At 58.7% G+C, this 11,916-nt stretch carries 12 protein-coding genes; 8 read left to right on the top strand and 4 right to left on the bottom strand.

All coding sequences use genetic code 11. The annotated features are described in order from the left end of the window. Positions 1-109 precede the first annotated feature (109 nt). From ACPYOP_RS29025 to ACPYOP_RS29015, 3 genes are read right to left on the bottom strand one after another with little or no spacing between them, the layout of a single operon-like run. Positions 110-895, bottom strand: a complete 786-nt coding sequence (locus tag ACPYOP_RS29025) for an ImmA/IrrE family metallo-endopeptidase (protein ID WP_481413709.1) — start codon at positions 893-895, stop codon at positions 110-112. Next, the gene (locus ACPYOP_RS29020) at positions 882-1,259 is read right to left on the bottom strand and encodes a hypothetical protein (protein WP_481413708.1); all 378 of its coding nucleotides are present in this window, start codon (positions 1,257-1,259) and stop codon (positions 882-884) included. Before ACPYOP_RS29020 ends, ACPYOP_RS29025 begins: the two co-directional genes overlap by 14 nt. Next, positions 1,259-1,846, bottom strand: coding sequence for a transposase (locus tag ACPYOP_RS29015; protein WP_481413707.1), 588 nt, complete (start codon positions 1,844-1,846; stop codon positions 1,259-1,261). The genes ACPYOP_RS29020 and ACPYOP_RS29015 overlap by 1 nt, the downstream gene beginning before the upstream one ends. A gap of 128 nt (positions 1,847-1,974) precedes the next feature. Between ACPYOP_RS29015 and ACPYOP_RS29010 the strand changes: the two genes are divergently transcribed. From ACPYOP_RS29010 to ACPYOP_RS28990, 5 genes are all read left to right on the top strand, one after another. Next, positions 1,975-3,126 carry a multiubiquitin domain-containing protein gene (locus ACPYOP_RS29010; protein ID WP_481413706.1) on the top strand — a complete coding sequence of 384 codons (1,152 nt, stop codon included), beginning with the start codon at positions 1,975-1,977 and terminating at the stop codon, positions 3,124-3,126. Then, positions 3,123-4,520, top strand: a complete 1,398-nt coding sequence (locus ACPYOP_RS29005) for a ThiF family adenylyltransferase (protein WP_481413705.1) — start codon at positions 3,123-3,125, stop codon at positions 4,518-4,520. The genes ACPYOP_RS29010 and ACPYOP_RS29005 overlap by 4 nt, the downstream gene beginning before the upstream one ends. Then, on the top strand, positions 4,517-4,849 hold the full coding sequence (locus ACPYOP_RS29000) for a ubiquitination-like system serine protease family protein (protein WP_481413704.1): 333 nt from the start codon (positions 4,517-4,519) through the stop codon (positions 4,847-4,849). Before ACPYOP_RS29005 ends, ACPYOP_RS29000 begins: the two co-directional genes overlap by 4 nt. A gap of 115 nt (positions 4,850-4,964) precedes the next feature. After that, entirely contained in the window at positions 4,965-5,525 is a 561-nt protein-coding gene (locus tag ACPYOP_RS28995; protein ID WP_481413703.1) for a hypothetical protein, read from the top strand. A 420-nt stretch (positions 5,526-5,945) separates the two neighbouring features. Next, positions 5,946-6,746, top strand: a complete 801-nt coding sequence (locus ACPYOP_RS28990; RefSeq protein WP_481413702.1) for a TIGR02391 family protein — start codon at positions 5,946-5,948, stop codon at positions 6,744-6,746. Positions 6,747-6,750: 4 nt separating this feature from the next. On the opposite strand, the gene ACPYOP_RS28985 is transcribed toward ACPYOP_RS28990, so the two are convergent. Then, positions 6,751-7,743, bottom strand: coding sequence for a hypothetical protein (locus ACPYOP_RS28985; protein WP_481413701.1), 993 nt, complete (start codon positions 7,741-7,743; stop codon positions 6,751-6,753). 914 nt (positions 7,744-8,657) lie between these two features. Here ACPYOP_RS28985 and ACPYOP_RS28980 point away from each other — a divergent pair. From ACPYOP_RS28980 to ACPYOP_RS28970, 3 genes are read left to right on the top strand one after another with little or no spacing between them, the layout of a single operon-like run. Beyond that, a complete protein-coding gene (locus tag ACPYOP_RS28980) occupies positions 8,658-8,822 on the top strand; it encodes a hypothetical protein (protein WP_481413700.1) in 165 nt (54 codons plus the stop codon). Beyond that, positions 8,819-9,652, top strand: coding sequence for a hypothetical protein (locus ACPYOP_RS28975; protein WP_481413699.1), 834 nt, complete (start codon positions 8,819-8,821; stop codon positions 9,650-9,652). Before ACPYOP_RS28980 ends, ACPYOP_RS28975 begins: the two co-directional genes overlap by 4 nt. Then, complete coding sequence (locus ACPYOP_RS28970; protein ID WP_481413698.1) at positions 9,645-11,906, top strand: hypothetical protein; 2,262 nt, start codon at positions 9,645-9,647, stop codon at positions 11,904-11,906. The genes ACPYOP_RS28975 and ACPYOP_RS28970 overlap by 8 nt, the downstream gene beginning before the upstream one ends. The last annotated feature ends 10 nt before the right edge of the window (positions 11,907-11,916 follow it).

The raw sequence follows: 11,916 nt of genomic DNA, 5'->3' as shown, positions 1-11,916 counted from the left end.
GTCTTGAACAACCCGACCCTACCGGAAAACACTGGTGACCACCGCTACCCTGCTACACCACTCCCTGGGACGTCATCGTACTGGATCCGGCTGTCCGACGTCTATGCGCTCAACCTAGCATATTCGGATCGAGGTTGAGGATAGTGATGACCCCTTCTCCGGGGATCCGGAACGACTGCTCGGTTATTTCGTATTTTTCGGCAGCCCAGTTTTCAAACCATGCGTCGGCACCGATCTTCCGCGGGAAGCCCTCGTCGCGAGAAGCCGGATTGTGCAGAAGTTCGAATGCAAAGCTCTCGGCATCGAGGTCGGCCTTAGGAAACCAATATCCTGGTATCCCGGCAGCCGATTTATGCCACTTCCGTCCTCCCGTGCCGTGGCTGATCATGATCGCGGTGGGATAGACGCCGCTGTCGATCATCCGGATGAGCGTGGCCGTCTGACTAGTGTTGAATACGCCAGCAACCGCCTTCAATGCCTTCAGGTCGAGCCGACGGTACTGACGGCATTCAGCCTTGAACATCGGCCACGGCATAAGCAGGTCGGCGGCATATTGATCCGCCGCCCGCTCCACTTCGTTCGTCTTCGAGAACTTGCCGATGTCCGTTGCGCGACACGCGACAGTCTCGCCGCGATGACGAGCCCAGTGACCGAGTTCATGGGCAATCGAGAACCGCTCTCGCTGAGGCATGCCGCCTGGATTGACTGAGATGATGCCTTTATTTCCAAGGCCCGTGATCATCGCCTCACAGCACTTAAGGCAACGCCGCTTTACTCGAAGCCCAACATAATAGGCGATTGCTTCAACATCGATATCGCGAGGTTCTGTGATACCGAGAGAGCGAAGGAGGGCATCAGGGGACAAGTTTGTAGGAAGCGGATCAATTCTCATCATTATTTTTGTCTTCGTCTTCAAGCTCGGCGAGATCTTCAAGAATTGCTTCGAGATCACCGTCCATTGAGCCATCACCAAAACGAGCAGCCAGAGTGAGACCTGCAGTAGCATCGCCAGCCTTCGCACGATCGTAGCGACGCTTCGCACGTTCCTTATCAATATTGCTTACGTTGCTGGACATGTTGCTCGAAAAGGCGCCAGCTCGAGCGCGCTCCAAGCGCGACTTCGCAAGTCTTGCCTCCGCCTGCTGAATCGCGTCTTTGAATATAACCAGATCTTCTTCATCTTCGGGGCTGACAGGCGTGTCATCCGAGAAAATGAAGTCGATAAGGCTATCCAAAGCGTCCTTCTTCTTGTCGCTCATCACGACTGTCCTTCCTTCGCGCCGAACACGGCGGCCTGTTTCTTGAGCTCGCGGTTGAACCGGGTGCGCAGCGCCTCTAGGCGCTTGGCGTCGACCCCGATCGCCTCCTGCAAGTCCTTTCCAATCAAATTATCCCGGATCCCCATCATGAGCAGTTCCATCTGCTCATCTCCCGAGAACCGCGCCTCCAGGGCCGAAAGCACCTGCTCGTTCCTGATCTTCTCGGCCAGTTCGCCATCGTCCTCTTCGATGGTTATCGTGTCGAGTTGCTCGGAGGTGACGATAGCCGAGCCCTTGTTGCGGCGCACGAGCTTTCTCTCCTCGGGAAGAAAGTCTCCGTCGGAGGCAAGGCTTCGCACCACCCCTTTAAGGAACTGAATGAAGGTCTTGCTCGTACGCCATTTCCGGCGCCCTTCGGCGATCCTGACATAGGCTTCGCTGATGAGCTCATTCGGCGTCGCAAAACCTGAACCCGCCAGGCAAGCGCGTGCCGACGCTACGAGGTTGCGTTGCTCTTCGTTGGAGAGCTGCCGGAACGCTGCGATTGCTTCGTCCGGAGAGTGATATTCGTCGTCAGGCTGATCCACCTGCTCCTCCGCATTTTCTTCGCCATGTGTCGATCTCCTCCTTGATCCTCACTCTGCTTGCGCACGGGAACGCAGATTCCGACAAACTTTTTTTCATGTCGGAATCGTCAGTGCCGCGCGCAAACAGAGTGGACGACCTGTCCTCCCACAACTCCATCAATCAGGAATCATTGACTATGACTATCGAACATCAGGAAACGGACCGCGGCAAGAACACCACCGTCGAAATCGCGGGCCTGGACCTCAACTTCCACGCTTTTGAAGTGGATACCCACACGCCTACCGGTGGCAAGATCGCGAAGGCCGCGGGGTTCGTTGCGGATCAGTATCCGTACGTCCTGCAGTGGCGTGACGACGGCGACTTCGAAGAGCTTCGTGCCCAGGAAGAAGCCGACCTCGGCAAGGGTACGAAGTTCATCGTTGCGGCAAGCGACGGCAGCAACCGCATTGCGATCGAAGGCGAAGGCCTCGATTGGCCCTCCGACGAGATCTCTGGCGCCGTCGTCCGCAAGCTCGGACGTATCGCCGCGGACCGCTCCATCTATCTCGAGCGCGCGGACGAGCCTGACCGCCTGGTCGAAGATGGCGACATCATCAAGATCAAGAAGGACGGTATCGAACAGTTCCGCAGCCGGAAGCCCGAAGTCTGGGAACTGAACGTGCAGGGCAAGAAGATCGTCTCCGCCACGCCTGTCATTTCCGTGGTCGATGCCCTTACCCGCGCCGGATTCGATCCGAACGCCTGGATCATCATCCTGAAGGTCGCAGGGCAGCCGAAGCGTCAGCTCTCTGTTGGCGACGAGATCGACCTCCGCGCTCAGGGGATCGAGAAGATCCGCCTGACGGCAAAGGATGTGAGCAACGGCGAGGCGCGCACTGCGCCTTCCCGTGACTTCGCCCTTCTGGAAGCGGACGAGTGCTATCTGGACGATCTTGGCCTTCGCTGGGAGACCCGCAACAGTGACGGCCACCGCTGGCTGATCATCCACGACTATCCGGTTCCTGCAGGTTACACAGTCACGGCTACGACGCTCGCTCTGATGATCCCGCCCACCTACCCACAGGCGCAGATCGACATGTTCTATGCGTATCCGCCTCTGCAGCGGGCCAATGGAGCAGCTATCCCTGCGACCGAGGCGCTGCAGAGCATCATTGGCTTGTCCTTCCAGCGCTGGTCACGTCACCGCGGCAATGTCGTCCCGTGGAATCCTCAGCGTGACAACGTCGTCACCCACCTTGCACTGGTCGAATCCTCTCTTCTTCAGGAGGTCGACGAATGATGCCGGAACGCACTCTAGCTATGACTGGCGTCACCCACGCCATGCTGAAAGCTCACCTGCTGTCCGACGGCAATGAAGCCGCTGCGATCCTGATCTGCGCGCCCTCGCCCGGACCCCGCCAGCGTCTTATTGTCCGTCAGGCCCTGCTTGTGCCGCACGATGCCTGTCCGGTTCGCGCGCCGGATGCCATCGTGTGGCCGGGCGCCTACATCGAAGACGCTATCGATATTGCCGAACCTGAACGACTCGTCGTCATCCTGCTTCATTCCCATCCGGGCGGCTGGCTGCAGTTCTCGCATATCGACAACGAAAGCGATGCGCGGGTGATCCCCGGTTTGTTCGAAGCCTTCGGCGCATGCCACGGCTCGGCGATCATGACTCCCGAGGGGGCGGTTCGTGCTCGCCTGTACGCTCCCGACATGACCTCGCAGCCCGTTGATCTGGTGACGGTCGCCGGCGACGACATCAGCTACTGGTGGAACGATCGTATCGTCAACGGCGTCCCGGCTGGTCGGCCACTTGCCTTCACGGGTTCGATGACCGAGGAACTCTCTCGACTGGCCGCGGCCGTGATCGGCGTATCTGGAACGGGGTCTATTTCCGCCGAGCAGGTTGCGCGCCTTGGCTTCGGGTCTGTTACCCTGGTCGACCCCGACAAGATCGAAAAGAAGAACCTCAACCGCATCCTCAATGCGACTTCCGCCGACGCCGAACGGGGTCGTTCGAAGGCCGAGATGTTTTCCGCTGCCATTGCCGAACATCGCGGTGACGGCGTTGCCGCCGACATCTGCGACACCATTGGCACCCGGGAGGCAATCGAGGCTGTTGGCCAATGCGATGTCATCTTCTGCTGCGTGGACAGCAAGGAAGGTCGCCAATACGCCGACCTGATCGCATCGGCATTTCTCATCCCGCTCTTCGACGTCGGCGTTACGATCCCGACGTTCCTCGATGACGGTAAGGTTGCCATCGCCGATGTCAGCGGGCGGATCGACTACATTCAGCCCGGCGGTTCGACGCTTTTCGATCGTGGCGTGTATACGCAGGAAAGCTTGCGGGCCGAGTACCTGCAGCGGACGGATCCGGACGCATACCGGGATGAGCTGGCTGCAGGCTACATCAAGGGCATCCTCGAAGAGGCGCCGTCGGTGATCACCCTCAACATGAGGGCCTCAGCTGCAATGGTGAACGAGTTCATTGCTCGCGCCTACCCTTATCGGCAGGAGCCGAACCGCAACTACGCCCGGGTCTCGTTCAGCCTCGCGGCCTGCGATGAGGATCATTACGCGGAGGACGACTTTGACCGGGCCGAGAGCGCGCTGCTTGGTCGTGGGGCCGCCGAGCCGCTCCTTGGGCTGCCGCTGTTTCGCAAGCCAAGGAAGGTTGCCGCATGAGGATTACTCGCTGGTTCCGGAGACTGTGGGGCAAGTACGGCCCTTCCCGCCGATTGCTGGTCATTGATGGCGACACGCTTCCGTCCGATCTGCCCGCGCGAGACCTTGTTCTCACGCGAGACGACGGCGATGATTGGAGTGTCGGCATGCGATGCCCGTGCGGATGCGGAGACAGGATCGAGTTGATGATCCTAAGGGAGGCCCGGCCGCGCTGGGATGTCAGCGTCAACAAGGCCGGAGAGCCGTCGCTTCACCCGTCAGTCTGGCGGAAATCAGGATGCAGATCTCACTTCTGGGTTCGCGAGGGGCGAATTCTTTGGTGTGAATAGGACTTTGGGTATGAAGATCTCGCCGCTTGGCGACATATATGTGCAGAATACCGTGCGCGTAGCAGCAATCTGATCGACCGCGAGATTCGTCTGGACCTTTATGGAGAGAAGTCAAATGGGCACCTGGGAAACCGATACCTTCAACCTAGCCGCCTGCCCTTGTGGCAAAGGACACGTTCAGCGCATTATCGAGACGCCTGACAATCCATGGTCCCGGATGTCGGAAACCTACGAGCTTGATTGCGGGGACTGCACGAAGGCGTGGGACATCCGCTCGTATGATGGCACGCTCACGGATCGTCAAACCAAGAACGATGCCGCAGAGGCTTCTGCAGCCAGCCAGGCCTCGAGCTCGGCAATGGTCGGCTATCTCAATTCGTTGCTGCCGAACTGGCCGTTCCCGTCCTTCAAGACCAAAGGCGCCGAGTTCGAATATCTGCTGGCGATGGGACTCTACAAGGGAACGGTGGGACAGTACCGCTATCTGCGCCGCACGCAGTCCCTGCTCGAGATAGCGAATGTGCGCGCTGACTCGTCGGTCGTGCTGGAACTGGTGAACAAGGTCGGCGACCCGAAAAAGTTCGAATCCCTTGTCGCCGTGGCGAAGACGGCTAACCAGACGGCTGCCACCAAATCCAAGGCCATCAAGTACATTGCCTTAGGCAAAGGCAAGTAGTCGACCATAAGCACGAAGTGGCGACGGCCGCCTTGCGGTCCGCAGCTCGCGGAAGAATTGGGGCATCTGCTGGACCAGAGAATATCGGCGGCAGGTCATCTGACCGCAGTCAAAGACAACCACACCGGGAACTGTGCGATCAGCTTCGTAGAAAGGATCCGGCGAGCCTTCGGTCTTTTGCCCTTGGGCGTCCGCCGGTTCTTTCCCCTCCTCCAGGAAAACGTGCCTACCAATCGCTTCGACGCGCTTCTTGTGTCCTGCACTGAAGGTCCGACCGTATTTCAAGGACATCCTCCTTGGAAGCCGATCCACCCGCGGGACTTTTTCGTTGTGGGTAGTGGAGTGTGCAAACTCGCAATCCGTTGCATCTCCGGTTGTCACCAATACTATGACGCGGTTGCATAAGGGGAACGTCTGCGCTTGGCGGTATTTGAACAGTCTCAACTTGAAGCAATTGCCGATGCCCTCGGCGACACTGGGGATGGTCTGACCGGCACCGAGATCGGCCACCTGTTGTCCATGACCGAGATCACGGACACTGATCCGACAATGACCAAGCGGAAGCGGCTGTTCAATGCGTTCGCTCACGACCAGAACAAAAGGCGAGACCGCTCGCGGATTATCGGCTTCATCCGAAAGGCAATGAAGCCTGCGCGGTTTTCCCGCGAACCTCATCGCTTCGAACCTATGCGGGCGCACCTGAACCGCGCCCTTGCTTTCAGTGGCCTGGCGGTTGATGACGCTGGCACCCTCGTATCGACATCGGAAGCCAAGACGCTGAGCGAGGCCACACGCCGGGCGCAGGAACTTCGCAAGGATCTCGTTTCTCGCGGCGTCCACCCCGATGTACTCAAGTTCTGCCGCGAGGAGTTGTTGGCCGACAATTATTTTCACGCGGTCTTGGAAGCGGTGAAGAGCGTTGCCGAGAAAATCAGGCAGCGGACCGGGCTGACGGATGATGGCGGTGGCCTGGTCGATCACGCTTTTGCGGGGAATCCACCGATGCTTGCCGTCAATGCTCTTGTGACCGAAAGCGAGAAAAGTGAACAGAAGGGGTTTGCGAACTTGCTGAAAGGCACTTTCGGTATGTTCCGTAATACGACCGCACATGCCGCCAAGGTGAATTGGGCGATGTCGAAAGCAGACGCCGAAGACCTGTTTTCGCTGGTGTCCCTAATTCACCGCAGGATCGACGCAGCTACGATGCCCTGCCGAATATAGCCGTTCATTTTTTCGGCTTTCTTGCCTTGAACTCCAACACCTTGCCGCCTTCCTGCAGAAACCGCTCGCGCTCCTGTGGTCTTATGGTCTTCGGCGGAACCCAACGCGTCACCATGAAGCCGCCCTCCCTGCCGGGATCGTCCACAATCCACCGCCCCGGTGTCAGCGTCGCGTTCGACCAATCGATGTCCCAGTCGATCTCGTCGCTGCCACACTCGAAGACCTCCGTCTTCTTCGTGCCTTCGGTGTCGGATGCCAGCATTGACATCGAACCACGAACGTCCGGTTTTGCCCTTGAGAGATAGAGCATTGCGTTGGTCGCAAGTCTCGCGAGGTGCCAGCGGTTCACCTGCCTTGCGAGCGTCTTGTCTCCGATGATGTCCAGCTTCTTGTAGTTGAGCTTGGCGACGTCTGCGTCTTCTGGGATAGTGAACGCAAGGAAGCGGTCGAAATTAGCCCGCGTTACGCTCGGCATCTCGTGTTCCCGACGGTCCCACGTGGGATAGTTGGTGACGAAGGTCAAGAGCCAGCCTCGGGTCGGACTGTCGGAATGCGTGACGTAGAAGCCCTCGATCAAAGAGGCTGGATTGTCATGGTCGTATTCGAGTGTCTCGCCAATGTGCACATAGATGGACGTCCGCCACGGCATGACGTTCCGAAGGGTGATCCCATCACTCCAGGTAGCTTCCAGGTGCGGCCCGATACGCTCCATGTCGAAGACGATGCCACCGTTGTCGATATGGTGGTTCCTGATCCGCTGCAGATACCCTTTTGAGAAATCGCTGCCACGCTTTCGCCGATCGACATACTCGGCGGCCTTGTAAAGCTTCTCAATGGCCTCGTCGGATTTATCCGCTCCCGCCGCGGCCTGTTCCTGTCGTATTCGCTCTCGTAGGTTAGCCCGCTGGACGTCATCCAGCCCGAACCACTTGTCGAGACGATACGGATGGTACCAGACCGGAACGCCATGTATCTCGTAGCCCTTGTCGTCGGTCATCGTCCTGTCCGCCACTGGAATCTCGAATCAAACCGTATCCCGGGTCCCCGCCGGGTGGCAACGGACCGGTACTATAATACCGGTTGACCCTTGACAGATCGAACAAACCAGGAACATATGGCCACGTCTGCAAAAACCAACGCTCCATGATGGGGGGCCTCATGAAGGCATTGCGAATACGTCCGTCCGCTCACTGAGGCGGCTCTCAGCACTCTTGCGGTGGTGGCCGGAAGAGCGCGCTCGCGGTTTTGGCAGGACTCAGTCCTTTAAAGTCGAATCCTTCAGCCCTCGCTTTTGGCGTCGGCGCCCCCGTACGAGCGTTTCTTTCTGAAGAATTCGAAATTCTTGAACACACTTCCGGATACTTTTCCACGCCCCGCTTCTTTAGGATTCCGATCGGAGTTCTTCAGGCACCGAGCGTCGCTGAAACTGGTAAAGTTGAAGCTGAATCAAAGAACTAGAGGTGTCGGCTGAGACGATCCCTATTGCTTTTCTGACCAACTGTGCTTCTTTGATAGCCGTCGCCGGGATGGTCCGGCGGCAAGCATAAACAAGCCGAAATCATCACAACCACGCTGACCGGAAGACCTCCGCCAGCGGGAACGGAGAAGGCATGTCGAAGTCCAAGAAATTGCATGAACATTCCCCGCCATCGCGAGCGGAAGGGATCAATCCCCATACATCTGAAATCTTCGGAAGATCCGTTGGGGAGCTGCTTGAATCGCTGCCTCCCCCGCACCCCACGCTGAGCGATGGCACTACGCCTGCTGAAGCGTGGATTTACGGGATAGCCCAACGGGTAATCGTCCGCTGACGTCCTCGCGCTTCTGAACCAAGCGGCGCAAATCCGACATTGAGAACCAATCACAACGCGCCGCGGAACGCTCCGGGCGTGAAACCGAAGAGCTTTGCCAATGTCCAAGCGAAAGACCCCAGGGATACCCCGGCATCTGTCGACGACGATGACCATCGCCGATCTCGAACGATGGTTCGAAGCCGAATTCAAGAAGATCGCCACTGACCAGGCGATCGCACCCGAAACTCACAAGAACGATAGCAACACAGGATTGGAACAATGAAAAACCACAAGTACGTCGCCCCGAAGCTGCCCCCACTTCCGGATCCAACTTTCGAGCAGCAACTCGCCAATGAGGCCTACTGGCGCAAGGTCTTCAGCGACGACAACGTACCGCTGATCGAAATCAAGCCGGGCACACACTACAAGACGCTGCCTTCCTGGTTCCCGAGCACGAAGAATCCAAAAGGCGAGATCCGCGCCAGGGAGCCGTTGGTCGCCGATCTGCTGATCCACCTCGATACGGATCCGAAGATCAAGCGAATCCATGAATTCGCAGTGAAGGTTTGGTACCGCTATCACAAGCTCGACGGCACCATCCTCGTCAAGGAGCACATCCCGGACATCTGCGTATACAACGTGGAGGGCGCCGCCTTCGTCATCGACGTGATGCCCTACCATGTCCAGCAAACCACGCCCGGCACCCAGAACCGGAAGGTCTCGCTCGAACGGCACTATGCCACCCTTGGCGCAAAATACATGCTTCTCGACGAGACGACGATCCACCTCCGGCCGCTGTTCCAGAACCTTCGGCTCATGTGGCGTCACAAGCGGCTGTCGCATGAACCCGCGGGAATGGAAACACTCAGGCAAATCCTGCGCGATCACAAGCTCGGCTGCACCGTGGGAGACCTCATGCGGACCCTACCGTCGAACGCCATTCTCGGCCGCTGGAGCGACGAACCGACCACAGCACTGAAGCACATGTCGGAGTGCAATCCGGTCTTCACCGCCATCATGCAGCTCGCTATGAGTGGGGAGGTCGAGGTCGATCTCGACAACCGCTTCTCCTCGGACACGCTGGTCACCCGGAAGGAGAAGGCACATGGCTGACGAAATCAACTGGCGCAGGATTCGCACCTATCACGACCTGGAGCTGCCGCCTCATCGCGACTTGGGTCTTCCGACGCAGAAGTGGACCCTGCGGATCCCTCAAAATTACATTCTCCTGAATCCCAGACGGACCAAGTACGGGGTCTTCACGTTCCGGGGTTGGCAGCAGCCTGCGAAGGATTCCGAAGCGCTGGCGCAGCTCGTCCACAATGATACGAGTGATATGATCCTTCTGTCGAACCAGCAGATCACTGAGCTGGTGAAACACGGACGCATCCGCCCGGTCGTGGGGCCGGACGACGGTCCCCGCAACCGACCTGGCTCCTCGTTTGCCGTGACTGGCGAGGCACGAGTGCGTGCGGATAAGCGCCTCGCATACGCCGACGGCATGGAAGAGGAGATGCGAAAACTCAAGGTCAGGTCACTGACTGACGAGCAGAAAGAAAGGGTCGTGAGGGAGGTCGCCGAGCGCCTCGGCGACCAAGACCCGCCCAAGCGCACGAGCTGGTACAAAATCCTCGGGATCAGCCGCAAAGGCAACCAGTTCGACCGTCTCCTCGACTTCGTCGACCACCATGAAAACAAGGGTAACCGCACCCTGAGATATGGGCGTGCGGTGGCCGCCGCGATCCGAGCCGCTGCCGAGGAGGCCGTTAGCTTGAACGGCGACTGGAAGAGCGTCCGGGCAATCCTCATCCGCACGATCAGGCCGAATGGCATCAACTATCATCTGCGCGAGCAGATCGTCGACGAGGACGGCAACTTCAAGATTGAAGACCGCAAGATGCAGCGCACCTTGGGGCAGCTGAACCACTACGTCAGAGACTTCCTCCTTGAAGGATCGGACTACGCCGAACGAATCCATCAGAGATACCTAAGCCAGATCCGTCCGGACGCGCCGCTCGCTGTCGTCGACGTGGACCACAGCACGCTCGATATCGTCGTGTTCGACAGCGAATACCCGATTGCCTATGGCAGACCGGACATCGTGCTCTTCCGCGACAGGTTTTCAGGGATCGTGATCGGCTTCGCGATCTCGTTCGGGGCGCCGAGCTACTCGACGTTTCTCGAGGGCCTCAAGCACATGATCTTCGAGAAGGATCCCCTTGCCACCGGGGTGCCATGGCCCTGGCATGGCGTCCCCGTCGAGTTGGGAGCCGACAACGCCAAGCATCTCCAAGGCATGAACATTAAGGGAGCCGCGCGCGAACTGGGTTTCCGGCTGAAGGCTTATCGCCCAGGACGGCCATGGGAAAAGGGTGCGCTGGAACATCTTTTCGCGATCCTCGGTCGAAAGATTCATCGTCTTCCGGGATCGACTGAATCCAGTCACGAGCGGCGTGACGATTTCGACGAGGAGAAGGAACGGGGGAAGCCGATCCTGAGCATTCAGGAACTCTATGGCTTCCTGAACTTCTACTTCGCGAGCATCCACCATTACAAGCCGACGGCCGGACTCGGTCCGCTTGCGACCTTGAAAGGCGCTCCGGCTGAGCGGTGGGAGGACGAGATCGCCAATGCTCCAGACGCTCCGATCATCGATCCGGATGTCCTGATCCGGCTGGCGGGGGATATCAACGATGTCACCATCTCCGAGGTCGGCGTCCGGCTGGACTACATCGTCTACAACTGCGCCGAACTGCTCGTCCTGACCACCAATCCGGAACACTACGCTGGCCGGAAATATCAGGCGCGCCGCGACCCGTCAGATTTGGGGATGCTAAGGGTCAAGAACCCATACGTCCAGGCCGAACACTGGATCGATGTTCCTGCTCGCGAGGCCGATCTTGGCTACGCCCGCGGCATGAAGCTGTGGGCACACAAGATCATCATGAAGCATCTGCGTGATCAGGCGAAGGAGGCTGACCGCAAGCTCACGTTGGCCGAGGCTCAGGTCGAACTGGAGGCGAAGCTCGCCGACGTCCACGCGAACCGCAAAAAGTACAACACAGCGCAGCTCATGGCCCGGTTCTACGACAGCAATCTCCGCAAGGAGGAGCGTAGCAGGGTCACTGAGATGGGCCGCGTCGAGTACTCGGAAGGCCGTCTGAATCTCGCCGCCATGCCCGAGATCGAGGTGCCCGAGCGGGTGAATGTCAGATCCTTGGCGGTCATGCCCAGCGCCCGGGAAACACCTATCACGGAGCAGAAAGCCACCGTGACGCGAACAATCGCCGGGGAGCACATCCCCGAGCCAACCTTCGACAAATTCGACGACGCCCTGCCAGACGACCTGGCTGACTGGGATCTTTAGTAAGGAGTAG

The organism is Rhizobium sp. KNZ2-6A, assembly GCF_056755475.1.
Note: the sequence above shows the minus strand (reverse complement) of the source record. Positions and strands in the feature narration are given on the sequence as shown.